The 24719-nt window shown below is 67.2% G+C and carries 21 protein-coding genes; 9 read left to right on the plus strand and 12 right to left on the minus strand.

The genetic code is table 11. From position 1 onward, the window contains the following. The first annotated feature begins 36 nt into the window (after window positions 1–36). The gene (locus AB0O89_RS01910) at window positions 37–1332 is read left to right on the plus strand and encodes a mechanosensitive ion channel domain-containing protein (RefSeq protein ID WP_363493741.1); all 1296 of its coding nucleotides are present in this window, start codon (window positions 37–39) and stop codon (window positions 1330–1332) included. Between the two features lie 164 nt (window positions 1333–1496). Here the strand turns inward: AB0O89_RS01910 and AB0O89_RS01915 are convergent, their stop codons facing one another. The 3 genes from AB0O89_RS01915 to AB0O89_RS01925 all read right to left on the minus strand — a co-directional run bounded on the left by AB0O89_RS01915 (window position 1497) and on the right by AB0O89_RS01925 (window position 2398). Continuing rightward, window positions 1497–1595, minus strand: a complete 99-nt coding sequence (locus AB0O89_RS01915) for an AURKAIP1/COX24 domain-containing protein (protein WP_003792170.1) — start codon at window positions 1593–1595, stop codon at window positions 1497–1499. 92 nt (window positions 1596–1687) lie between these two features. After that, window positions 1688–1879 carry a helix-turn-helix domain-containing protein gene (locus AB0O89_RS01920; protein WP_195692293.1) on the minus strand — a complete coding sequence of 64 codons (192 nt, stop codon included), beginning with the start codon at window positions 1877–1879 and terminating at the stop codon, window positions 1688–1690. A 111-nt stretch (window positions 1880–1990) separates the two neighbouring features. Beyond that, entirely contained in the window at window positions 1991–2398 is a 408-nt protein-coding gene (locus AB0O89_RS01925) for a metalloregulator ArsR/SmtB family transcription factor (protein WP_363493743.1), read from the minus strand. A gap of 104 nt (window positions 2399–2502) precedes the next feature. Between AB0O89_RS01925 and AB0O89_RS01930 the strand changes: the two genes are divergently transcribed. Both AB0O89_RS01930 and AB0O89_RS01935 read left to right on the plus strand, forming a co-directional pair. Beyond that, window positions 2503–3939 (plus strand): potassium transporter TrkG, encoded by a 1437-nt coding sequence (locus AB0O89_RS01930; protein WP_363493745.1) that lies wholly within the window; start codon window positions 2503–2505, stop codon window positions 3937–3939. After that, a complete protein-coding gene (locus AB0O89_RS01935; protein ID WP_292710799.1) occupies window positions 3932–4603 on the plus strand; it encodes a TrkA family potassium uptake protein in 672 nt (223 codons plus the stop codon). Before AB0O89_RS01930 ends, AB0O89_RS01935 begins: the two co-directional genes overlap by 8 nt. A 33-nt stretch (window positions 4604–4636) precedes the next feature. Here AB0O89_RS01935 and AB0O89_RS01940 read toward each other — a convergent pair whose 3' ends face one another. The 3 genes from AB0O89_RS01940 to proC all read right to left on the minus strand — a co-directional run bounded on the left by AB0O89_RS01940 (window position 4637) and on the right by proC (window position 7590). Continuing rightward, window positions 4637–5332, minus strand: a complete 696-nt coding sequence (locus AB0O89_RS01940; protein WP_300591387.1) for a TrkA family potassium uptake protein — start codon at window positions 5330–5332, stop codon at window positions 4637–4639. Next, window positions 5325–6692 carry a potassium transporter TrkG gene (locus AB0O89_RS01945; RefSeq protein ID WP_363493748.1) on the minus strand — a complete coding sequence of 456 codons (1368 nt, stop codon included), beginning with the start codon at window positions 6690–6692 and terminating at the stop codon, window positions 5325–5327. The genes AB0O89_RS01940 and AB0O89_RS01945 overlap by 8 nt, the downstream gene beginning before the upstream one ends. Window positions 6693–6753: 61 nt before the next feature. Further along, window positions 6754–7590, minus strand: a complete 837-nt coding sequence (gene proC / locus AB0O89_RS01950; protein WP_331792240.1) for a pyrroline-5-carboxylate reductase — start codon at window positions 7588–7590, stop codon at window positions 6754–6756. Between the two features lie 150 nt (window positions 7591–7740). Between proC and AB0O89_RS01955 the strand changes: the two genes are divergently transcribed. The 3 genes from AB0O89_RS01955 to AB0O89_RS01965 are packed head-to-tail and all read left to right on the plus strand — an operon-like array spanning window position 7741 to window position 10818. Next, the gene (locus AB0O89_RS01955) at window positions 7741–8853 is read left to right on the plus strand and encodes an alpha/beta hydrolase (protein WP_292710811.1); all 1113 of its coding nucleotides are present in this window, start codon (window positions 7741–7743) and stop codon (window positions 8851–8853) included. 41 nt (window positions 8854–8894) lie between these two features. Continuing rightward, a complete protein-coding gene (locus tag AB0O89_RS01960; protein ID WP_292710814.1) occupies window positions 8895–9878 on the plus strand; it encodes a cation diffusion facilitator family transporter in 984 nt (327 codons plus the stop codon). Window positions 9879–9888: 10 nt separating this feature from the next. Next, window positions 9889–10818 (plus strand): LLM class F420-dependent oxidoreductase, encoded by a 930-nt coding sequence (locus tag AB0O89_RS01965; RefSeq protein ID WP_363493751.1) that lies wholly within the window; start codon window positions 9889–9891, stop codon window positions 10816–10818. Between the two features lie 12 nt (window positions 10819–10830). Here AB0O89_RS01965 and AB0O89_RS01970 read toward each other — a convergent pair whose 3' ends face one another. Then, window positions 10831–11268 carry a nucleoside deaminase gene (locus AB0O89_RS01970; protein ID WP_363494125.1) on the minus strand — a complete coding sequence of 146 codons (438 nt, stop codon included), beginning with the start codon at window positions 11266–11268 and terminating at the stop codon, window positions 10831–10833. 59 nt (window positions 11269–11327) lie between these two features. Here AB0O89_RS01970 and upp point away from each other — a divergent pair, with 59 nt between their 5' ends. Continuing rightward, on the plus strand, window positions 11328–11960 hold the full coding sequence (upp, locus tag AB0O89_RS01975; RefSeq protein ID WP_292710820.1) for a uracil phosphoribosyltransferase: 633 nt from the start codon (window positions 11328–11330) through the stop codon (window positions 11958–11960). A 43-nt stretch (window positions 11961–12003) separates the two neighbouring features. Here upp and AB0O89_RS01980 read toward each other — a convergent pair whose 3' ends face one another. Both AB0O89_RS01980 and AB0O89_RS01985 read right to left on the minus strand, forming a co-directional pair. Then, complete coding sequence (locus AB0O89_RS01980) at window positions 12004–13005, minus strand: magnesium and cobalt transport protein CorA (protein ID WP_292710823.1); 1002 nt, start codon at window positions 13003–13005, stop codon at window positions 12004–12006. A 45-nt stretch (window positions 13006–13050) separates the two neighbouring features. After that, window positions 13051–16695 (minus strand): TM0106 family RecB-like putative nuclease, encoded by a 3645-nt coding sequence (locus tag AB0O89_RS01985; RefSeq protein ID WP_363493754.1) that lies wholly within the window; start codon window positions 16693–16695, stop codon window positions 13051–13053. 118 nt (window positions 16696–16813) lie between these two features. Here AB0O89_RS01985 and AB0O89_RS01990 point away from each other — a divergent pair, with 118 nt between their 5' ends. Next, the gene (locus tag AB0O89_RS01990) at window positions 16814–18892 is read left to right on the plus strand and encodes an NAD(+) synthase (RefSeq protein WP_363493756.1); all 2079 of its coding nucleotides are present in this window, start codon (window positions 16814–16816) and stop codon (window positions 18890–18892) included. Between the two features lie 17 nt (window positions 18893–18909). Here AB0O89_RS01990 and AB0O89_RS01995 read toward each other — a convergent pair whose 3' ends face one another. Beyond that, complete coding sequence (locus tag AB0O89_RS01995; protein ID WP_292710959.1) at window positions 18910–19491, minus strand: hypothetical protein; 582 nt, start codon at window positions 19489–19491, stop codon at window positions 18910–18912. A 93-nt stretch (window positions 19492–19584) separates the two neighbouring features. Here AB0O89_RS01995 and AB0O89_RS02000 point away from each other — a divergent pair, with 93 nt between their 5' ends. Next, window positions 19585–20142, plus strand: a complete 558-nt coding sequence (locus AB0O89_RS02000) for a nucleoside phosphorylase (RefSeq protein ID WP_292710832.1) — start codon at window positions 19585–19587, stop codon at window positions 20140–20142. 24 nt (window positions 20143–20166) lie between these two features. Here the strand turns inward: AB0O89_RS02000 and AB0O89_RS02005 are convergent, their stop codons facing one another. Beyond that, window positions 20167–21654: an MFS transporter gene (locus AB0O89_RS02005; protein ID WP_363494127.1), complete on the minus strand. Its 1488-nt coding sequence runs from the start codon at window positions 21652–21654 to the stop codon at window positions 20167–20169. 93 nt (window positions 21655–21747) lie between these two features. Then, a complete protein-coding gene (locus AB0O89_RS02010; protein WP_363493758.1) occupies window positions 21748–24711 on the minus strand; it encodes an SMC family ATPase in 2964 nt (987 codons plus the stop codon). Window positions 24712–24719 lie beyond the last annotated feature (8 nt).

Consider the following 24719-nt stretch of genomic DNA (forward strand, 5'->3'; position numbering starts at 1 on the left):
CCGTAGCGTGGACGAAGGCCCCGGAGGGAGAAACGGATGCTCAACCTGCGCCCGCACGACTGGCAGAGCGCGACAGACGTCGTCGATGCGACGACAGCGACCCTCGGACCCTGGCTGACCTTTGCGATTGCCGTTGTCGTCGCCGTCGTGTCCGCGCTGGTGCTGACCGTGATCGTCTCGGGGATCGTGAAGCTCGCGCTCCGGCGACGGTCATGGGGCCAGAGCTTTGTGCGCTACGTACGGCGGCCGTTTCGCACGATCATCCTGATCATTGCCCTGTGGATCGCCGTCGACCGCTTCTTCCCGCTGGGGCTAGCGGGCGGCAACGCCGCCGAGAATGCGGCGTGGGATGCCGTCATCGACCGCGCTGCGACTATCGGCTCCATCGCGGCGGCGGCGTGGCTGCTGATCGAGCTGGTGCGCTTTGCCACCGAAATGGCACTCGGCCACTACCGGATCGATGTGCCCGACAATCGCGTCGCTCGACGCATCCGCACCCAGGTGCTGATTCTCCGCCGCGTCGCCGTGGTCATCATCGTCATCCTCGCCATCGGTGCGGCGCTGCTCACGTTCCCGTCGATCCAGGCATTCGGCGCCAGCGTTCTGGCATCGGCCGGTATCGCCTCGATTGTCGCGGGACTTGCGGCACAGTCCGTGCTCGCCAACATGTTCGCCGGCATCCAGCTGGTCTTCAGCGAGGCCCTACGCGTCGATGATGTCGTCGTCGCGGACGGCCAGTGGGGTCGCGTCGGCGAGATCACCCTCAGCTATGTCGTCCTCGACCTCTGGGATGACCGCCGCCTCGTGTTGCCGTGCACGTACTTCACCACGACGCCGTTCGAGAACTGGACGCGCAAGGGGAGCGAACTGCTGGGAGCCGTGGAGCTCGACGTGGATTGGCGCATCTCCACCGCCCGCATGCGCGAGCACCTGCAGCGCGTGGTCGGCGAGACCGAGTTGTGGGACGGGCGCACGGCAGTGCTCCAGGTGACCGAAGCCACCGGCGGAATGGTGCGGGTACGTATCCTGGTCACCGCCGCGAACGCGGGGACGCTCTTCGACCTACGGTGCCTGGTGCGCGAAGAGATGGTCGCCTGGGTGCGCAGCACCAATCCGGACGCACTTCCGGTGCAGCGGATCATGGTCACGCAGCCCGCCGAAGCCACCGAGGCCGAAAGCACGAACACCGGCGCCGTGGAGGGGCTGTTCTCGGGGAGCGCGCAGGGAGAGGCGCGCGCCGCCCAATACACCAACGCAATCCCGATTCAGGATGACGCGTCAGATGACGCCGATGGCGACACGGAAGACGCCCGGCGCGAATCGCCGACGTAGGACCTATCAGCAAGGTAGGACGGATTCTGCCCAGGCCCGCCTACCTCGGCGAGATTGCCGACCTCCGTGCGGCGGGCGCGCGGCAGACAGGATGCCGTCAGCGCCGTGTCCACAAACACGAAGCGCCCGTCCCTCGGACAGGCGCTTGGTGTGGTGGCCGCAACTTACTTCTTGTTGCGGCGCTGGTGGCGAGTCTTGCGAAGCAGCTTGCGGTGCTTCTTCTTCGCCATGCGCTTGCGGCGCTTCTTGATGACAGAACCCACGGAAAACCTCACAATGTCGGGGTCTGGGCGTCGAACGCGGCGTGCGTTCTCGCCCGGGAACGGGCATGAATGGAAAAATGCCTCGGATCAGTCTAGCCGACGTCGGCGATGGGCCGCTGAAGGGCTGCTGTCACCGCAGACTCCGGTACACGATAGCTTCGTCCGAAGCGCACTGCCGGCAGCTCGCCGCTGTGCACCAGACGGTAGACGGTCATCTTCGACACCCGCATCAGGTCAGCGACCTCAGCGACCGTCAGGAAGCGCACATCCGGCAGCTCTGCCATGGCCTCCCCTTTCCACGCCCAGCGCGCCGGAACGACGCACCGGCGGTAGCGAACACTCTAGAGCCTGCGCGAGACGCGTGTAAACCGGTGTGACTCGTGTGACGTGAGTGGTTACCGGCCGGGGAGCTTGCGCCAGGCGTTGGTGACGGCATACTTGGCGGATGCTGCGGCGCGGCCCACCGCTTCGGCCGCGTGCGCCGCAGAGTCAGACAGTGCGGCAGGCAGCTCGAACTCGAGGTCGTCCTCGGTGGTCAGGAACGGCACCAGCCAATCGTCGACCTCGTCGAGGGGTTCTGGCGAAAGGCTGTAGTAGCGATGCTGCCCTTCCTCCCGAACGGAGACGAGATGGGCATCGCGCAGCACCTTCAGGTGTTTGGAGACCGTGGGTTGGCTGACACCAAGCTCACTCACGATCTGGGACACACTCGTACCCGAGTCGGACGCGGACTCGCGGTCGAGCAAGAGCCGCAGGATGTCGCGCCGGGTGCCGTCTGCGATCACGTCGAAGATGTCCGCCATGTGTTCAGGGTAGTCGCGTGCGCGCCCGGCAGTAGCATGAGTGAGCGATCCGGCCGACAGCGCTACCGCGTGAGCCACCGAGCGAGACACCAGGGAGGGTGGGGATGTCTGAAGGCGTGCGTGCGACGCCGCATCCTCTGCGCACCCTCGGGCACCGCCTCTTCGAGCTGTTCCGCACCGTCGCTCAGAACTCACCGTCGCGGTTCGCGATCTTCGTGTTCGTCGGTCTGATCCTCATCTTCACGGGGCTCTTTTCCCTTCCGATAGCCTCGTCGAACGGGCAGGTGACGGCGTTCGCCGACGCGCTGTTCACGGCAGTCTCGACGATCTGTGTGACGGGCTTGGCAACCGTGAACATGGCCACCCACTGGTCACCGTTCGGGCACGTGCTGATCTTCATCGGCGTGCAGATCGGCGCGATGGGCGTCCTCACGCTCGCCTCCATCCTCGGGCTTGTGATCTCGCGGCGACTGGGCCTGCGGGCAAAACTCATCGCCGCGAGCGACACCAATCCCCTGCGCAGCCACGGCGGCCCGGTCAATGAGAGCCAGACCGTGCGGCTGGGCGATATCGGCGCGCTGCTGCGGGTGGTGGCCCTCTCGACCCTCGTGATCGAGTTCGTCGTCGCCGTCCTGCTGTATCCCGGGATGCTGGCTTCGGGCATCGAATGGAACGTCGCGCTCTGGGAGGCACCGTTCTACGCCGCGATGGCGTTCACGAACACCGGCTTCACGCCCAACGTCGAGGGGGTCGGCGCGTTCGCCGACAACTACTGGGTCCTCCTCGTCCTGATGGGCGGGGTCTTCCTCGGGTCGATCGGGTTTCCCGTCATCTTCGCGCTGCGCCGGGAGCTCTGGCACATCCGTCGGTGGCCCCTCCACACCAAGCTCACCCTGATCACGACGACCACCCTGTTCGTCGTGGGCGGGCTCGTCTTCCTGGGCTTGGAGTTCAACAACCCGGCGACGCTCGGCAGTCTTGATGCCGCCGATACGACGATGCAGTCGTTTTTTCTGTCGGCGATGACCCGATCGGGCGGATTCGCCGTCCTCAACATGTCGGAGCTGAACGGATCGAGCCAGATCGTCGCGATGATGCTCATGTTCGTCGGCGGCGGTTCGGCCTCCACGGCCGGCGGCATCAAGGTGACCACACTGGCTGTCATCGCCCTCGCTGTCTGGTCAGAGGCAAAGGGACGCAACTCGACGCAGGTTTTCCGCCGCCGCATCCCGAGCGATGTCCTGCGGGTGGCGCTCTCGGTGCTCGCCTGGGGATCGACGATCGTCGCCGTCTCGACGGTCATCATTCTGCAGATCACGAAGGCGGATGTCGCCTCGGTGCTGTTCGATGTCATCTCGGGCTTTGCCACGGTTGGCCTGTCGACCGGGTTGACCGAGACCCTGCCGGACTCGGCGAAATACGTCCTCGCCGTGACGATCGTCATGGGACGCGTTGGTACAGTGACACTCGCCGCGGCCGTGGCCGCGACATCCCGTTCGCAGCTGTATTCGCTGCCCGTGGAAAGGCCCATCGTTGGTTGAGCGCATCCGAAGCGACTCCCCCGTCCTCGTCATCGGACTCGGACGATTCGGCGCCGCCTGCGCCGGTGAACTCGACCGTCTCGAGCGCGAGGTCCTCGCAATCGACGAGAGCCTGGAGCTCGTGCAGAAGTGGTCGGAGCGTGTCACGCACACGGTGCAGGCAGACGCCCGCAACATCGATGCCCTCAAGCAGATCGGCGCCCAGGACTTCCAGGTAGCCGTCGTTGCCGTCGGGTCCTCGATCGAGGCGTCAGTGCTCATCACCGCCAACCTCGTGGACCTGAAGGTGCCGCAGATCTGGGCGAAGGCGGTATCGCAGTCGCACGGAAAGATCCTCGCCCGCGTCGGCGCCAACCACGTGATCTACCCTGAGCGCGAAGCCGGCGAGCGCGTCGCGCACCTCGTGAGCGGGCGGATGCTGGACTTCATCCGTTTCGACGACGACTTCGTGCTCGCCAAGATGTACCCGCCGAAGTTCATCCGCGGCGTGGGACTCAACGAGTCGGGCGTTCGCTCGAAGTACAACGTCACGGTCGTGGGGGTGAAGAGTCCCGGCAAGCCGTTCCGCTACGCGGAAGCGAACACGGTGGTGACTAACCACGACCTCATCATCGTGTCGGGCACCAACAGCGACATCGAGCGCTTCGCCGCCCTCGACCGCTAGAGTTGCGCATTCGCGTCCGCTCTCATACGCGAGTCAGCGAAGCTGGGCGAAGGCCTCGACGCGATCCGTGGGGCCGACGATCAGGATGCTGTCGCCGTGAGCGAGGACGGTCTCGTTGTCGGCGTTCATCCACGTCTCTTCGGCGTGCTTGAAGGCGGTCACCGTGACGCCGTGCTTGCGGCGAAGCGTGGTTTGACCCAGGGGCGTCCCGACGATCAGATCGGGAGTCGTGATCTTGGCCAGCGAGTACCCCGGCTCGATCTCGAGATAGTCCTTGGCCGCGCCTCGAACGAGGTGGGCGACCCGCCTACCCATGTCCTTTTCGGGGTAGATCACGCGATGCACGCCGAGTTGCTCGAGGATTCGACCGTGCTGGTCGTCGACAGCCTTGGCCCAGATCACCGGCACTTTCAACTGAATGAGCAGGGATGCCGTGAGGATGGATGCCTTGAGGTCCTGGCCGATCGCGATGACGACACGGTCGAACTCATCGACGGCGAGCTGACGCAGCACCTCTTCTTTCGTGGCGTCGGCGCGCACGACCTGCGTGAGTTCACCGTTGTGCGACTGGACGAGGTCTTCGTCGGTGTCAATGCCCAGGACCTCCGTGCCCGCTGCCATCAGCTCCAGAGCCAGGGCACTGCCGAAGCGCCCGAGCCCGATCACGGCAACGGAATCTGCCTCGGCGATACGCCGGGAGGAGTCGGCGAAGAGGGCGAACCTAACCAATGGCGGGCCTTTCCTTGGGAAGTTCATACAGGATGCGGCGCTCGCGCAGTGCGAGCGCCGACCCGAGGGTGAGGGGACCGAGGCGGCCGAGGAACATGAGGACAACGAGGACGATATCGCCGCCCGCTGGCAGGTCGGCAGTGATACCGGTACTCAAGCCGACGGTAGCGAACGCGGAGATCACCTCGAAGAGAATCTCGTCGAGACCGCGCCCGGTCATGATCATGAGCGTGATGGTGGCGACCATCACGGCGCCGAGCGCGACGAGAACGACGGTGATCGCCTGCCGGTGCACCGCGCGAGAAAGTCGCTTGCCGAAGACGTTGACCGCTGCCTCGCCACGCAGTTCCGTCCACATGATGAAGAACAGCACCGCGAAGGTCGTGACCTTGATTCCACCCGCCGTGCCGGCGGGTCCTCCCCCGATGAACATCAGGACGTCCATGCCGAGCCAGGTCTCGTCGTGCATCTGACCGATATCGACGGAGTTGAAACCGGCGGTGCGGGTCTGAACCGAGTGAAAGAAACCCATCAACACCCGATCGGCTGGCGGGTAAGTGCCGAATGTGCCCTCGTTGGACCATTCGAGAACCGTGATGTACACCGTTCCGGCGACCAGCAGCACGGCAGTGCCCCACAGCATGATCCGGGTGTTCATGCTCCAGTGCAGCGGCTTGCGAAACTCCTTGCGCAGTTGGAGCAGGACGGGGAATCCGATCCCGCCGAGGATGACCGCGCCGCAGATCGGCAGCACGATGAACGGGTCAGCGGCAAAAGGAATGAGGTTGTCGGTGTAGAGCGCGAACCCCGCGTTGTTGAACGACGACACCGAGTGGAACAGGGCGTGCCACGCTGCCTCGCCGACGCCGTAGCCATAGTGAAAGAAGAACCGCGGAAAAAGGAAGACGAAGACGACAGCCTCGATCACCAGCGACATGAGCACGATGCCACGGACGAGACCCTTCACATCGCGGGTTGACAGTGCTCCCGCCTCGGCGGCTGCCGTCATGCGGGCCCGTACGCTGAACCGTCGGGCGATCAGCAGACCGACGAGCGACGCGAAGATCATGATCCCGAGGCCACCCAGCTGAATCAGCAGCATGATGACGACGAGCCCGAAACCGCTCCAGTGCGTCGCCGTGTCCAGAACCGTGAGGCCCGTGACGCACACCGCCGAGGTCGCCGTGAACAGCGCATCTACGACGCTGGTGCTGCGGTCGTCGGCCGCTGAGATCGGGAGAAGAAGCAGTACAGTACCGGCGAGAACAGCGCCGGCGAAGCCGAACACGATCACCTGGGCCGGGTGGGGTCGCCACCAGCCTCGTCGCGTCGACGACGTCAACGCCGCGCGGGAAGTCACGAACGAGAAGCATACGCCGGTGCCCCGTGGCGTGTCGCGGCCCCTCGCGCGGAAGGTTCGGTCAGGAGCCTGCGGCGAGCTCGCGCGAGCGGGCGAGCGCGGCATCCGTCGCCCGTCCGAAGAGGGCGCCCAGATCGGCATCCTGAAGCACCGCGATCGCCCGCTCGGTCGTGCCCTTCGGGCTGGTCACCTGCCGGCGCAACTCTCTCGGGTCCTCTCCGGATGCCTCTAGCAGCGCGCCCGCGCCGATGAAGGTCTGCTCGACGAGCAGCCTTGCCTGCTCGGGTGTGAAGCCCTTGCCCTCGGCTGCCCGGGCCAACTCCTCGATGAGGAGGTAGACGTAGGCAGGTCCCGACCCCGAGATCGTGCCCAGGGCATCGATCTGCTCCTCGTCGACCTCGACGACGACCCCGACTGTCTCGAACAGGCCGCGCACTCTCGCGCGGTCAGCCTCGCTCGCGCGTGAGCCTGCCGCAAGTCCCGTGACGGCCCGGCTGACCAGGGCTGGTGTGTTCGGCATGGATCGCAGCACGGCGACGCTCTCGGGAAGCAACGCTTCATATGTCGCCGTCGTCACGCCGGCGGCCAGACTCACCACGATTGCCCCGGGCCGCAGCGACGGAGCGATCTCGCGCAGCAGGTCCGGGACCATCGCGGGCTTGACACCGACGAGAATCACGTCGGCTTCCGCGGCAGACAGGCGGTTACGCTCCGGGGACACCTCGAGTGCATAGCTGCGGATACCCGGGAGGTCGGCGAGGACGGCGGCCTTTTGCCTCGAGCGGTTGGTCGCAATGACATCGGCTGAGCCGGATGCGGCGACCCCGCGCGCGATCGCACCCCCCATCGAACCTGCTCCGAGGACGGCGACGACGAAGGACGGTGCAGAGGATGCCATGGCGTCATCCTAGGCGCGCACGTTCTGTCAATTTTCACGCTCGGCGTCTCCCTTCTCACAGCACGGGCGGGCTATCGTCGGAGGAGTCGGCGCAACGCACGCGTCCCCGGCCTGGGCCACTCCAGAACACTCGAGAACCAAGGATCCGCTATGACCCTTTTCGATGGCATTGTCTCTCGCACGATCGAGACTCCTCGGCTCGCCGTGAACATCCTGGAGCGCACCGAGGATGACCCGACGACACCCGCTGACCGAACTGTCGTGTTCGTGCACGGGAATGTGTCGTCTGCGCTGTTCTGGCAGGAGATCATGCAGGATCTGCCGTCCGATCTCCGCGTCATCGCGATCGATCTGCGCGGCTTCGGAGGAACCGAGAACCTGCCGGTGGACGCCACCCGCGGAGTCCGCGACTTCAGTGACGACGTGTTCGCAACGATGGAGGCTCTCGGCATCCCCACCGCACACTTCGTGGGCTGGTCGATGGGCGGCGGCGTCGTCATGCAGTACGCGATCGATCACCCCGTCCTCAGCCTGACGCTGCAGGCCCCGGTCTCGCCGTACGGCTTCGGCGGCACGCGCCGTGACGGCAGCCGCCTGACCGACGACGATGCAGGCACCGGCGGCGGCGGCGGCAACCCCGACTTCGTCGAGCGGCTGAACGCCGGCGACACGAGCGATGAGGCACAGACCTCGCCCCGCAGCGTCTTCCGCTCCGGCTACGTGGCTCCCGGCTACAGCAGCGAGAACGAGGACATCTGGGTGGCCTCGATGCTGACGACATCCACGGCATCCGGAAACTACCCCGGTGACGGTGTGCCCAGCGACAACTGGCCAGGCTTTGCCGCGGGGAGCGTCGGGGTGCTCAACACCATGGCGCCGAAGTACTTCAACACCTCATCGATCGTCGAGATCGAACCCAAGCCGCCGATCCTCTGGGTGCACGGGACGGCTGACGCGATCGTGTCGGATGCCTCGTTCTACGACCTCAACCACCTCGGCGCTCTCGGCATCATCCCAGGCTGGCCCGGGGAGGATGTCGCTCCCGCCCAGCAGATGGTGTCGCAGACCCGTGACGTGCTCGAGGCTTACGCGGCGGCTGGCGGGCACGTCGAAGAGTTGAGCCTGGAGGGTGTTGGCCACTCACCGCACCTCGAGCGCCCCGTCGAGTTCCGCCACGCGCTGCTGCAGGTCATCGGCTACATCGGGCAGCCGCCGACCTCACTCCCCGCGACCGAGACGATCATCCTGCGCTCCGCCGACTGAGCGGCACGAAACCGGCACTCGACGGGCCTAGACTCCCGCTCATGAGTGCATCGGGCGGTAATCGCGCCATCATTGCGGCGTTCCTCGCAAACATGGGCATCGCGCTGGCGAAGTTCGTCGCGTGGTTCGTTTCCGGATCGGCGTCGATGCTCGCCGAGGCCATCCACTCGGTGGCCGATTCCGGGAACCAGCTGCTGCTCCTGCTGGGCGGTCGTCAATCGCGGCGTGCAGCCGACGCGGAGCATCCGTTCGGCTACGGCCGCGAGCGCTACGTGTACGCATTCGTCGTCTCGATCATCCTGTTCTCGGTCGGTGGGCTCTTCTCGATCTATGAGGGCATCGACAAGCTCACGCATCCTCACGAGCTCGAGAACGTGTGGGTGCCGGTCATCGTGCTGTTCATCGCGATCGGCCTTGAGTCGTTCTCACTGCGCACGGCGATTCGCGAGAGCAACCTCGTGCGCACCAAGAACCAATCGTGGGTATCGTTCGTCCGCCACGCGAAGGCTCCGGAGCTGCCGGTCGTGCTGCTCGAGGATGTCGCGGCGCTGACCGGCTTGGTCTTCGCCCTCTTCGGCGTCGGGATGACGTGGCTGACGGGCAACCCGGTCTACGACGCGATCGGAACCCTCCTCATCGGCACGCTGCTGATCCTGGTTGCCGTCACGCTCGGCATCGAGACCAAGAGCTTGCTCGTCGGCGAGGGCGCAACGCGCGCCGATCGAGACCGCATCGTCAGCGCGATCGAGAGCGGAGACGAGATCGAGCGCGTCATCCATCTGAAGACGTTGTACCTGGGCCCCGACGAACTCATGGTCGCCGGCAAGCTCGGGTTCACCTCCGACAAGACCCTCGGAGAGGTAGCCGCCGACATCGACGCCATCGAGGCACGGATCCGCGAGGTCGTCCCGATCGCGCGGGTGATCTATCTCGAGCCCGACATATACCACTCCCCAACTGAACCGATTGCCGACACCAGTGTGGCCGGGGCTTCGGCTCCCGACGGTACCCAGACCCACCCCTAGAAAGGCAGTCATGGAGTATTGCGTCTTCACCGAGCCACAGCAGGGGTTCTCGTACGCGCAGCAGCTGGTGAGCGCCCAGGCAACGGAGCGCCTCGGGTTCGATGGCTGGTTCCGCTCGGACCACTACCTCGCCATGGGCACCGGTGACCCGCTCTCCGGCCCGACGGATGCGTGGACGACCCTTGCCGGGCTCGCCCGGGAAACCGAGCGGGTTCGCCTGGGCACACTCGTCTCGCCGGTGACCTTCCGTCACCCCGGCGTCCTCGCCATTCAGGTGGCGCAGGTCGACGAGATGTCAGGCGGCCGCGCTGAGCTTGGCCTCGGAGCGGGGTGGTTCGAGCAGGAGCACGAGGCCTACGGCATCCCCTTCCCCGCGAGGCGATTCGACCTGTTCCAAGAGCAGCTCGAGGTGATCACCGGCCTCTGGGAAACGCCCGAAGGCCAGACGTTCGACCACGATGGCGCTGCCTACCGACTGACTCAGTCACCAGCGCTGCCCAAGCCCGTGCAACCGCAGGTTCCCGTCGTCATCGGCGGCGGGGGGCTCAAGCGCACCCCCGCGCTGGCGGCACGATTCGCCACAGAGTTCAACATCGGCTTCCAACCCGAGGACAAGGTTGCCGACGCGTTCGAACGCGTGCTGCAGGCATGCGTCGACGCCGGGCGGGCCCCCGGTTCACTCAAGCTCTCGGTCGCGCTCCCCACCGTGGTCGGGCAGGACGATGCCACTCTCGACCGGAGACTGGCCGCGATCGGCCGGGATCGGGGCGGCGCCGAGGGCGAGGCGATGTTCGTCGGCGGCGCCGACGAGATCATCCCGAAGGTCGAGCGTCTGGCTGCGCTCGGCGCGACCCGGATCTACTTCCAGCAGGTCGATCTGACTGATCTCGACCAGCTCGAGGAGCTCGGGTCCGACATCCTCCCCCGCCTGCCCCGCTAGCGGCTTCCGCGATCAGGCGTCGCGGCGGGCGGCGAAGAAGTCGCGCAGCACGGATGCCGCGGCATCCGCCTCCACTCCCGCGACCACTTCGGCGCGAACCGGCAGCCGGCGATCCCGGACGACGTCGTAGAGCGACCCGGCGGCTCCCGCCTTGTCGTCCCACGCACCGAAGACCAGCCGGGAGACATGTGCCTGGAGCAGGGCGCCGGCACACATGAGACATGGCTCGAGCGTCACGACCAGGGTGCATCCCTCGAGGTTCCAGGAAACCCGTGTCTGGGCTGCCTCACGCATCGCGACGACTTCGGCATGCGCTGTCGGATCGGTCGTCGCCTCGCGTGTGTTTCGACCCTCTCCGATGATCACCCCTGTCTCATCGAGAACGACGGCGCCGACCGGAACCTCGCCGGCTCCTCCGGCATCGCGCGCGAGCTCGAGCGCGCGGCCCATCGCCGTGCGGTCGGTGTCGGCGTGGGTCACGCCACGAGCCTAGGACTACTCTGAGGCGTATGCGCTTGCACGTCGCCGATCACCCGCTCATCACGCACAAGCTCACCGTCCTCCGGGACGAGCGCACGCCGTCGCCGGTCTTCCGGCAATTGACCGAGGAACTCGTGACCCTTCTTGCCTACGAGGCGACGCGCAACGTCCGGGTGTCCGAGATCACCATCCGCACGCCCGTGACCGAAACGACCGGCGTGAAGATCAGCGAACCTCGTCCGATCGTGGTTCCGATCCTGCGCGCGGGCCTCGGGATGCTCGACGGGATGGTGAAGCTCCTCCCCACCGCCGAGGTCGGGTTCCTCGGCATGGTGCGCAACGAAGAGACCCTCGAGCCCACGACCTACGCCGAGCGACTGCCGGCCGACCTGAGCGACCGGCAGTGCTTCGTGCTCGATCCGATGCTTGCAACCGGCGGCTCGCTCGGAATGGCAATCGACTTCCTCTTCGACCGCGGCGCCCAGGACGTGACAGCGATCTGCCTGCTCGGCGCCCCGGAGGGAGTGGCCGCGATCGAGAAGCAGGTCGACGGTCGCGATGTGACGCTGGTGCTCGGCGCCATCGACGAGCGCCTCAACGAGCGCGGCTACATCGTGCCGGGCCTCGGCGACGCCGGCGATCGCCTGTACGGCACGGTCTGACGGCTCGCGCACTGACGGTGCCCGGCTGCGCGCCGGGTCGCCGCTAGAGCCACTTGCGCGAGCGGAAGATCGCGTACAGCCCGCCTGCGAACGCCAGCATCATTCCGATCGCCATGGGGTAGCCCCACGGCCAATGAAGCTCGGGCATGTAATCGAAGTTCATCCCGTAGACCCCGGCGATAAGGCTCGGCGCGAAGATGATCGCCGCCCATCCCGAGATCTTCTTGACCTGCTCGTCTTGACGCATCGACACTTCGGTGTGGTGACGAGCGACAAGGGCCGAGTGAACGGTCAGCGCCTTGTCGAGCAGAGCTTGCGATGACTGGACCCGCTCGCTTACTCGGGTGACGTTGTCGAGGACGTCCCGCATATGGCGGCGCAGTTCCAGATCGACGTCGAACTTCTCGTATCCCCGCCTCAGGCGCTCGATCATGCCGATCAGCGGGTGGACCGCCCGGCCGAACGCAGCGGCCTCACCATACAACTCGTAGATCCGCCGCGAGAGGAACTCGTCGTTGGCGTCTCCGAAGAGTTGGTCTTCGATCTCATCGATGTCGTTCTCGATGCCACCGATGACCGGCTCATAGTCATCGACGACCCGGTCGAGAACGGCGTAGAGAACCGCCTCCGAGCCGAGCCGTAGCAGCTCGGGTGTGCTCTCGAGGCGCCGGCGCACTGCGGCAAGATCGGGAGACTCGGCGAGCCGGATGCTGATCACGAAGCCGTGTCCCACGAAGAGGTGTACCTCACCGAACTCCACGCGCTCTCGAGCGTCGTCGTAGCGGGCCGGGCGCAACACGACGAACAGCGTGCGGTCGTACCGCTCCACCTTCGCGCGTTGGTGACCCGTCGAACCATCCTCGACCGCGAGCGGATGGAGGTCGAACTCCCGCGAGACCGAGTCCCATTCCTCTGCCGTGGGACGGTACAGCCCGATCCACGCGAACCCATGGAGCTCTTGTCGAAGCCGGTACGCCTCCTCGAGCGACGTCGGGCTCTCGACCCGCACCCCGTCGACATAGATGGCACTATCGATGACCGGCATGATGTACTCCCGAGATCCGAGGCGCGAGCGAGCCTCGGCCGGATCCTAGCCGACGGGGGTATCGCCTCCGGGAACCACCGCACTCATCGCTGGAACCGCCGAAGCAGCATCCATCGCCCTGCCCGTCTCGGTGGGTACGGCGCCGACCAACCGCGCAAATCCGCTGAGGCGAGCCACTCCCTCGGGCGTGCGTGGAAGATCGTCCAGCAGCCCCGGCGAGTAGACGATGTAGGCGGTGTGCATCGCCCGCGAGATGGCGACGTTCAGGCGGTTGCGCAGCAGCAGGAATTCGAGTCCTCGGGGTGCGTCTCGACCCGAGGATGCCGCGAGCGACACGATCGCGACGGCAGCCTCCTGCCCCTGAAAGCGGTCGACCGTCCCGACCGGCACGTCCGGAAACCCGGCGGCCGAGAGCGCTGACTCCACGAGCACCTGCTGCGCGTTGTACGGCGTCACGACGATGATGTCGGAAGCCCGCAGAGGCCGGGATGGCGCGCTGGTCGCCGAGCTGTCACCGTCGTCCACGACGACATCCGTCCACGAGCGCCCGACGAGATCGCGCACGATCTCGACGACCGTCCCGGCCTCCTCCGGCGACTGGGTAGCCCGGCCGCGATGACGAACCGGCACCGGAACGACGCCGGCCCTCACACCCTCGACTCGCCGCAGCGCTGTGCTGGGGTGAGCGCGCAGCGCACCGCGGTACGACAGGTCGGAGACCGGGGCGGTGACGGCGGGATGCATCCGCCGCGAGGCAGCGAGGAAGCGCCCGAAACTCGGCGGGATGACGTCCTCGCCGTCCATGATCCACCCGAGCGCCGACGTATCGACCGGCTCCGGATGGGTCCCCTGGCTCACCTGCGGAAGCTGCTGAGGATCTCCGATGAGCAGCAGCCGCGGGGCTGCGAGCGAGACGGCGATCGTGGATGCGAGGGAGAACTGACCGGCCTCGTCGATCACGAGCAGGTCGAGGCTTCCGCGCGGCACACGACCTTCGTGGCTGAAATCCCATGCCGTCCCACCGACGACGAAGCCGGTTGCCGCGTTCTCGGCCGCGAACGCCGGCACGCCGTTCTTCGGGATCACGGTGAAGGGCACATCGGCGTCAGCATCCTTTGGCGCCTTGCCGACTCGAGAAGCGGGCACCCCCGCCGCGATGACACGGCCGAGCATGTGTTCGACCACCGCGTGCGATTGGGCGACGACACCCACCCGGAAGCCGTGCTCGGCGACGAGCCGCTGAATCACGTGCGAACCGACGTACGTCTTGCCGGTGCCGGGAGGTCCCTGCACCGACAGGGCACTGTGGTCGAGGCGGAGTACTGCTTCGACGAGCGCGTCGACGTCATCCGCGTCCGCAGCGACCGTCGCCGGCTCAGCCGCGAGCAATCGTGCCGGCAGTCGCCGCAGGATGTCGGATGCCGGGTCTTTCGGGAATCTCGGGTGGGCGTCGATGACGGCAGCCGCCCACGCGTCGATGGCGGTCTGCTGACTTGCCGCGCGAGGTGGGGCAGCGGGCGTCAGCGCGATCGGCAGGTCCTGCCAGGTGAAACCCTCGACGGCGCGCTCTTCGATGACCACACCGTCCTCGAGCTCCTCGATGACGCTGACCCGATGGTCGGCGTGAATCCACCGCGCTGAGGCGTCGAACGGGAAGGGCGCGGGCAGCTCGTAGATCGCGAAGGGGTCGGCTCCGGGGCGGAGACGTGTGCCAGGCGCGAGCTCGCCGCGCACCTCGATCACGCGCCGGTCTGCTCGTGAGCCCTCGGGCCTGTGCCAGTCCTCACGGATGCGGGAACGCGCCGGGTCCACGGCAACGACGTCTCGCGTGTCTTCCCACAGCGACATCGGTTCGCGAAGCCGCAGGTAGTGGGTGGCCCAGAACGACTTCGCCTCACGCGGGTAGTAGTCGATCGCTGCGGCGGCGAGGCGCAGTGCCTGCGCGTCGGCTTCATCGGAGGTCTCACCCGCCAGGCGCAGCAGCGTCGTCGCCTGCGGTGAGGGTTCGTAGCCGGTCTCGCTCGGTTCCGGATTCGCTGCCGGGCGCCGACCCGTCTCCCGAGCGCGGTCGACGAGCCAATCGCGCAGGCGCCGGGTCGAGACACAGTCGTAGCGGTTGTAGTCGGCGATGTCGTCGAGGATGAGCTGCGCGGCATCCGCGTCACCGTCTTCGGCGAGCGACCGTGCCTCGACGTATCTCACGATCGAGTCATCGCCGCGCTGCACATCGCTCGTGCGGACCTCGTCGCCCATGTACAGGGGCTCGAGTTTCTTGATCGAGTACGAACGCGACCCCACGCGCAGCGCGCGTCTGACCACGGGATAGAGGTCGACGAAGACCCCATCGCGCAGGAGGCGATCGACTTCTGCCTCCCGAACCCCGTATCGGGCAGCCATCTGCAGGAGGTGCGTGGGCTCGTAGGGCGCGTAGTGGTAGATGTGCATGGCGGGGTGTGCCGCACGGCGTACCGCGACCATGTCGAGAAAGGTCTCGAGGGCAGCCCGCTCGTCGGCGAAGGAGTGGGCCCACAGCGCGCTGTACTGCTCGCGCTCATCGACCCAGCCGAACAGATAGTCCAGACCCCACGAGATCGGATGCTCGGCTGCGCGCGCATCACCATCGACCGCCTCGGTATAGAGCGGGTCACCCTCGAAGTCGAAGAACAGGTCGCCGTGGTCGGGCCTTGGCAACGCGGCCAGGGCAGCCGGTGCGACGACCTCGAATGGCGGCGGGGCTGGCGCGGCAGGGGCACCGGGTGCGGCATCCACGGCGGCTGACGAGTCGAAGGCACCCACCCCGGCGGCCGTTCGCAGCTGGAGCCTCGCCTGGGTCTGCAGCATCGCGAAGGTGTCGGGGTTCATCCCCGCCGGCGTCGTGCTCGCGCCGACCAGATCATCGATCGTGCGGATGCCCGCTGCCTGCATCCGTTCGCGCTGAACGGGACGGATGCCTGCCACCAGCAGCAGATCCCGGCTCGCGACGACCTCGAGCTCGCACGTCGGGCACCTGCCGCACGCGACGATCCCCAAGTCGCCGCGCGGGTCATCCCACGCGACCGGGGCGGATGCCGAGAGCCGGTCTGCCAGGAGCGCACGGAGACGCTGGCGGCGCAGGGCATAGACCGGAAGGAGGTCGTCGACGCGGTGGGTGCTGGTCGATCCGTCGCCGAGCAACAACTGGACCTCGCTGGACCGGGGCACCCCCAGCTGGTCGAGTCGGTCGACGTATGCCGCGAGCTGCATGAGCGCGGTGACGCGCGCATGGCGGGCCAGCTTGGTGTCCTGTACGATCCAGCGCCCGTCCGAATCCCGCAGGAGGAAATCCGCGAAACCCACGAACTCGTCGTCGGCGAAGCTCGCCTGATAGATCACGGCCGCGTCGTCGGACCGCAGCGCGTCGTTGGTGAGCGCGACGGCGTGAGCCAGGGCTTCGGCATCCGAGGAGGCGGTCTCGGGAATCTCCACGACGGCGCCGTCGAAGCGTTCGCGGTACGCCTCGAGCGTTCGTCGTTCGTGGACGCCGCCCAGTCGTCCAGCGCGTTCGAGGGTGAGATCAACCGGATCCTCCACCGGATCGACCCGACCGAGCTTCGCGTCGATGGCCCGCACCCAGGCGAACTCGCACTCGGCGGCGGCCTTGAGGTCGCTCGCACTCCAGACGAACCGACGCTCGCTCTCGATGTATCGCATGATGCCTTTCCGCTCCCGACGATAGCCGGGGCATCCGACACGACCCAGCCAGGATGCCGGGCACGGTGCAGTCGCGGGCTTCTCGGCGCGGCAGGACGCGAAGTGCGAGACTGGAGGCGTGAGCACGAGCCTGCCGTTCGAAAGCGCGTACCGCCACGGATTCGCGCGCGTCGCGGCGTGCACGATCCCGGTCGCAGTAGCCGACCCCGCCATCAACGCCGAGGCGGTTCTTGCAGCAGCACGCGAGTGCGACGCGGATGCCGTTGCCGTCGCCGTGTTCCCGGAGCTCTGCCTGTCGGGCTACGCCATCGACGACCTCGTCATGCAGGACGCGCTTCTGGACGGTGTGGCCAGCGCCATCGAGCGCATCGTGGCGGCATCCGTCGACCTCTTCCCCGTGCTGGTGGTCGGCGCCCCCCTGCACCACCGCAACCGCCTCTACAACTGTGCGGTCGTCATCCATCGCGGCGAGGTGCTCGGCGTCGTGCCGAAGACGTACCTGCCCACGTACCGCGAGTTCTACGAGCGGCGCTGGTACGCACCGGGCGAGGCGTGGTCGGGCGAGGCGATCCGGATCGGCGATCTCGAGACCGTCTTCGGCACGAACCTGCTCTTCGAGGCCCGCGACATCGAGGGCCTCGTCCTTCATGTCGAGGTGTGCGAAGACATGTGGGTGCCCGTTCCGCCGTCATCCCGGGCAGCACTGGCGGGAGCGAGCGTGATCGCCAACCTCTCGGGAAGCCCGATCACGATCGCCAGGGCCGAGGATCGCCGCATCCTCGTGCAGTCGCAGTCGCTACGGTGCCTGAGCGCCTACGTCTACGCCGCAGCGGGCCTGGGCGAATCGACGAACGACCTGTCGTGGGACGGCCAGACGATGGTCTACGAGGCCGGCGCGCTGCTCGCCGAAACCGAGCGCTTCCCCGACGGCCCGCGCCGCAGCGTCGCCGACATCGATCTCGACAAGCTCCGTCAAGATCGCATCCGCCAGGGCACGTTCGATGACAACCGCAGTGCGCTCGGCGCCGACGACTTCGTCAGGGTCGAGTTCGTCCTCGACCCGCCTGCCACGGATGTCGGGCTGCGCCGTCACCTCGACCGGTTCCCGTTCGTCCCCGACGACCCCGCCCGCCTCGCGCAGGACTGCTACGAGGCCTTCAACATCCAGGTCGAGGGCCTCGTGCAGCGGATGCGGGCGATCGGCGACCCGAAGCCGGTGATCGGCGTCAGCGGTGGGCTGGACTCAACCCACGCGCTGCTCGTCATCGCCCGGGCGATGGACCGGATGGGGCGGCCACGCTCCGATATCCTCGCCTACACGCTCCCCGGTTTCGCGACCAGCGACCACACGAAGTCCAATGCGGTGGCCCTGGCGACAGCCATCGGCGCGTCGATCGAGACGATCGACATCCGTCCCACGGCATCCGAGATCCTCCACAGCATCGGACACGCGTTCAGCCAGGGAGAGCCGGTCTACGACGTCACATTCGAGAACGTGCAGGCCGGCGTCCGCACTGATCTGCTGTTCCGCCTGGCAAACCAGAACGGCGGCATCGTCATCGGCACCTCCGACATGTCGGAGCTGGCGCTCGGCTGGGCTACCTATGGCGTCGGCGACCACATGAGCCATTACGCGGTGAACACGGGGGTCCCGAAGACCCTCATCCAACACCTCATCCGGTGGGTCATCGCGCACGGTGAAGACCAGGGAGCCGCCGCCCTCACCCGCGAGGCGACCACCGTGCTGCAGTCGGTGCTCGACACCGAAATCAGCCCGGAACTCGTGCCCGCGGACGAGGATGGCAAGATCCAGTCGACGCAGGATCGTATCGGCCCCTACGCCCTGCACGACTTCACCCTCTTCCACGTGCTGCGGTACGGCCTGCGGCCTTCGAAGATCGCCTTCCTCGCTGAACGGGCGTGGCGGGATGCGGATGCGGGCGCCTGGCCCCCCGGATTCCCGCTCGACGAGCGATATGCGTACGACCGGGACACCGTGGTGCGCTGGCTGCGGGTGTTCCTGCAGCGCTTCTTCGGGTTCGCGCAGTTCAAGCGCTCAGCTATCCCGAACGGCCCGAAGGTCTCGCCGGCCGGGTCCCTGTCGCCGCGTGGCGACTGGCGCGCCCCCTCTGACGGCAACGCCCGGGTGTGGCTTGCCGAACTGGATGCCGCGCTAGAGCCGGCATCCGACGCCTGATCCCTTTCGGCTCGACCTCACACGGGAGTGCGGGCGTCCTCGGCGTCGGCGAAAGCGAGTGTGACGACGAAGCCGTCGCGAGAGAGATCGAGGATCGTGTACTGCGCCCTGCGATCGGGCACCCACCCCCGCTGCCGGGTCGCGTCGAGCTTGACGACATCGGGCACAACGCGCGCACCGCGGCCGTCGGCCTCGCGCACGGCCTGCACGCGCGTCCAGTGGTCGATGAGGTTCAGGATGTTGGACTCGTCGAACAGACGTGAGTGCCGCTGCATCTCGTGGATGGTGGCCTCGTCGGGATGCAGGTCGCGGATGTCGAGGCCGATCGTGTACGGCTGATCGGTGAGAGCGACCACGGTTGCTGCGCGGAAGCTTGCGTTGCGGATCTGCAGGGGCAGTTCCTTGCCCTCAACGCTCGCGAACAGCTGCGTGTGGAACCCGAACTGAGCCGGGGCTTCCCGCTCGACCCGAACGTCTTTCGGGTCGAGCTTGAGCTTGGCGGCGACGAGTTCCTTGGCCAGGACGCGCTTGCGATCGTGCTCGCTCATCGACGGGTCCCACCCGAGCCGCACATCGATCCCGTCGGGAGTTTCCAACACCACAGACTTCACTTGCGTCCTCCTGTCGTCGCCTCCCATCTTGGCCGCTGAGCGTGAACCCGTACACCTCGAAACGCCAGGCAAAATGAAGGCATGAGACTTCTCGTTGCGGCTCTCGACCGCGAGCTGGTTGCGTTTCCCGACGAGCTGCCCGGATTCGACCGCCTCGTCACGGGCCCCGGAAAGCTCCAGGCAACGCACGCGCTTACGCGCGCCCTGGAACGCGGAGACTACGACGAGATCGTCGTCGTCGGCACCGCCGGCGCCATCCACGAGGATGTCGAGGCCACTGTGCACGAGGTCACTGCCGCGATCCAGCACGATGTGACCGACCTTGACAATGTCGTTGGGCAGCACGTGTCACTCCCGACCATGCTCTCGTTCGGCGGGACTGGCCATACGATCGCGACCGGCGACCACTTCGTGGATGACGCGGACGCCGCCGCAGGCATCCGCGATCTGGGAGCGACCCTCGTCGATATGGAGGTCTACGCGTATGTGTGGGTCGCTCAGCAGTACGACGTGCCGATCCGGGTACTGAAGGCCGTGTCGGATCGGGCCCAAGACGGCGCCCGGTGGGACTGGGGCGAAGCGACGGATGCCTGCAGCGTGCTGCTCCTGGAGCGGGTGCGCCGAGACTACGGTCTCTGAGGCCGCTAGCTTGGGGCTCCTGGCTCAGGTCGGGCCCGCGCGACGCTCCTCAGCCTCGTCGGCTTCGGCATCCCGTGCCGCCGCTCGGCGCCGAGACAGGTCGACGATCGAGACGACGAACGCCAGCGCAATGAAGAGCGCGACTGAGGACATCCCGATGAGATAGGCGCCGTGGTAGACGGCCAGCGAGTCCCGGTTGCCCGTCTCGCGATAGATCGTGGCGTAGAACAGGGCAAGAGCCACGGCGGTGCCGACCGCAGTACCGATGCGCTGACCGAGCTGACCCACCGAGCCGGCAAGACCTCCCTCGGATACCGGCACGTCAGCGAGGGCAAGGGTCTGGTTCGGCGAGATCACGAGCCCACCCCCGAGGCCTCCGATGATCATCACGGTGCCCATCAGCCACGGGGTCAGCGCGGGGGTGGCGAAGACGGCGACGAGCACGAGACCGGTCGCCGAGACCAGGACCATGATGAGTCCACCGACGACCAACGGGCGACCGATGCGGGTCACGAGATTGCCGCCGACCCAGGAGGCCGCCGCGCTCGGGAGCGCGAAGCCGATGGTGACCATCCCGGCGAAGACCGGCTCAAGCTCGAGCCCCGTCTGCAAGTACAGGGTGGTCAGCAGAAACAGGGCGGGAAGGGCTGCGAAATACGAGGTCGCGAGCAGAGTGCCGTTGCGGTAGGACGCGATGCGAAACAGCGAGAACGGGATCAGCGGCGCGTGCCCACGGGCGGCATATCTCCGCTCCCAGGCGACGAACAGGGTCGCGAACAGGACGAAGACGGTCAGCAACCACCACCGACGCGGGTCGTCGTCGGGTGAGCCCGTGGTGAACAGGAACGGCCACATCAGTGCGAGCACCGTGACCCCGAACAGGATCACACCGATCGGATCGAGAGCGATGCGGCGCCCCGTGTGGACTCGGGTGGTCGGCAGCACCCAGACCGCCGCCGCGATCGCGGCGATTCCCAGGGGAACGTTCATCCAGAAGATCCAGCGCCAGCCGTCATCCGGACCGCCGAGGGCGATCATGAGCCCACCGAGCGTCGGCCCGAACGCCGTTGCGAGCCCGATTGTCGCCCCGAACAGGCCGAACGCCCGCCCCCGCTCGGCCCCCTGGAAGATCTGCTGAATCAGCCCGAGGACTTGCGGCATCTGGATGCCGGCAGCAACACCCTGCAGCAACCGGAAGACCATGAGGACCACGATGTTCGGAGCCAGCGCGCACCCGAGACTTGCGAGAGTGAACAGGATCAGGCCGACCAGAAACAGCGCGCGGCGGGAACGCTGGTCGCCCAGGCGCCCCATGGGAACCAGGAACAGACCGAAGGTCAGGACGTAGCCCGAGACGATCAGCTGGAGTTCGGTGGACCCGGCGCCCAGCGCGTGCTCGATCGAGGGCAGCGCAACATTGACCTTCGACAGGTCGAGGATTGTGATCGCGGCTACTGCCGCGGCTACCGCAAACGCTCGCCACCGTGCGGCGTTGGTGAGCGGGATGGTGATGGTTCGTGGCTGCGACGACGCTCCCGAATCCGAACCCACCCTGCCAGCGTATGCCCCCCAGCTCAGTGACGGATCGTCACGCAGCGCCCGCTATCAGAGCAGACTGGGCGCGGCCTCGGTGGTGACGCTCGACCCGTAGGGCGTCGCCTCAACGAGGATGCCGATCGGAAGCTGCTCTTTCATCGCCTCGACGTGACTGATGACGCCGATCGTGCGGCCGCCCGAGCGCAGGTCGTCGAGGGTGCGCAGCGCCAGCTCGAGAGTCTCGGCATCCAGCGACCCGAACCCTTCATCGATGAAGAGCGTGTCGAGTCGGATGCCGCCGGCACGGCTCGTGACGACCTCTGCGAGGCCCAGGGCGAGAGCGAGGGAGGCAAGGAAGGTCTCGCCGCCGGACAGGGACTGGGGAGGGCGGGTGCGGCCCGTATAGGCGTCGTGGACATGGAGCCCAAGTCCCGAAGCGGCGCCGCGACGCGCCAGCGCGTCGGTGTGTTCCAGACGGTAGCGCCCGTCGGACATGTCGGCGAGACGCAGGTTCGCGGCAGCGACGATCTCTTCGAGTTCGGCGGCCAAGACGAAGGTCTCGAGCGTCATGCGCATGGTGTTCGGGGCGCGCCCGGCGAGTGTGTCGGCCAGACGCACGATGGTCTGGTGTTGCTCGCGCCGCTCATGTCCGTCGCGATCGAGCTTCTCGATTGCCTGTCGCAGGTCACCGAAACGCGCGACGCGCTCACGCACCGCTGCCAGTTCGGCGACGGCATGCTGCCAGGTGTCGCGAGCGAGCGTCGCCTCGCCAAGCGAGGCGTCTGTGTCGACGAGGTCATCGGGCGCGTCGGCGAGCTGCAGCTCGAGTTCGAGCAGCCGCTCCTTCGCGATGCGTCTCGCGGCGTCGTGATCGCTCAGCCGCGACGACAGGTCTTCGAGCTGGGTGGGTGTGAGCAGCGCGGCGCGCGCTGACGGGGCATCGGGGAACGAGGATGCCGCGACTTCCGCGTCGAGCTTGCGATCGGCATCCTGCCGCCGTTCGAGCGCGACCTCATGAGCGCGGCGAGCCTCGGCGAGCCGCTGCGCGGTTCGCCGCCGAGCCTCGGCGTCGACGATCCGCGCGTGGACGCTCGGGAAAGCACCGCACGCGGTTGCGACAGCTTCCTCAGCCTCGGCAATCCGACCGCTCAGGACAGTGCTGGCGGTGTCGAGTTCTGCCAGGCGAGCGGCAGCAACGTCCAGCTCTCCCCGCAGTTCGTGCTCACGGGCCTCGAGATCACCGCGCAGACGGCGGGCGTGATCGAGTGCCTCGGTTGCGCGCTCAGCGACGTCCAGCCGGGACTGACTTTCACCCTGACGCGCCTGAAGTTCTTCGACCGAGCCTTGCGCCCGAGCGCGGGCGGCATCGACGCGCGCGGTGATCGCGGTTAGGCGCGCGGCGCTCTCGCGATCCACCGCCAGGGCACGGTCGCGATCTTCTTCGGCGGCCGCGAGGACAGCATCAGTGACGGGATCATGGTTGCTCGGAGCGGGCTGGGGGTGATCGAGCGAACCGCACACGGGGCAAGGGTCATCATCGGTCAGCCCGTCGGCAAGCTCAGCGGCAAACCCGGCCAGGCGCCGACGCACAAGCTGTCCCCACCCGGCCACAGCCTCTTCGACGGCGCGCGACGCCTCGAGCCGGTCGGCGCTCGCCTGGGCAAGCTCGACAGCCGCCGCTTCGGCCTCTCGCGCGGCGATCAGGCGTGCGACAAGGTCCTCGCTCTCGGCGCGGGCTGCATCGAGTCCCGCCGCAGCGATGGACAGTTTCTCGATCTCATCCCCGAGCCGCCCGCGCTCCTGTTCGGCCAGGGTGAGCGCGGCGCGGGTCACGGCGAGAACCGCCCGAACCGCATCCACTTGCGTTGCCACTCGGGTCAGGTCGGCGCGGTCTGCGGCGAGTTGCTGCTCAGCTTTCTCGGCATCCTGCCATCGCGCGATGTCCCCCGTGAGCGCCTGGGCCACGGCAAGCAGATCGTCGACATCGAGGGCGGCGTCTACCCCCGCCGCAGCGTCAGCGAGCACCGCCGCCTCGACTGCGCCCGCCGCCTCGACATCGGCACGGGCGCGGGCCGCCTCGTCGATCGCGGCGCGCAGCGGCTCGGCAGAGCGAGCGCCCTCGAGGAGCGCTCGATCCAGCGCGAGCGACGCAGACTCGATCTCGATCGCCGCCATACGCTCGCGCGCGGCGTTGCGCTGCTGTTGCTGCTCGCGCAGCTGGCGCACGCGGGTGTGCGCGGCTTCTGCGGCAGCCAGGGCCGCGTCGGCCCGCTCGACGGCGTCAGCGCGGGTCTGCAGATCGTATCCCGCGCGGGCAGCCACGCGTTCCAGGTCGATTGTCTCGTCCGAGACGTGCCATCCGGCCTCTCGTGCGAGCGCTTCGACGTCACTCTGCAGGCGCTGCAGGTGCCCCGCATCGCGCTCCTGTTCACGCTCGGACTCGCGTCGGCGTTCGTCGAGGCGCTTCTCGTAGTCCTCGTAGATCTGGGTGCCGAACAGCGTTCGCAGCACCCGCTGCCGATCGGTGTTTCCTGCCAGCAGGAACTGCGAGAACCGGTTCTGGGCGAGCAGGATCACCTGCAGGAACTGCTGGTGGGAGAGCCCGACGACCTGGTGGATCGCGTGGCCCACGTCCCGCGGCCCGGCGGCGTACCCCACCCAGTGCTCGCTGCCGTCCGCAGCCGGTTCCAGCCGCTCGAGCAGAGCGTCGGCCGCGACGATTGTCATGCCGGTGCCGCGACGCTTGGGGCGTTCGTAGTCCGGCGAGCGCGAGATGCGCCACCGATCGCTTCCGGTGCTGAACTCCAGGGTGACCTGCGTCGGATCGTCGGGGCCGCAATGATCGCTGCGCAGGCGCCGATCGACTCCGTCATAGCGGGGGACCGTGCCGTAGAGGGCGAAGCAGATGGCATCGAGGATGCTGGACTTGCCCGCTCCGGTGCGGCCGGCGATCACGAACACCCCCGAGGGGGCGAGAGCGTCGAGGTCGACATCCTGCCGTTCTCGGAAGGGGCCGAACCCTTCGATCTGCACCCGGTGGA

Origin of the sequence: Microbacterium sp. NPDC076895 (genome assembly GCF_040687115.1) — a bacterium.
Taxonomy (GTDB): domain Bacteria; phylum Actinomycetota; class Actinomycetes; order Actinomycetales; family Microbacteriaceae; genus Microbacterium.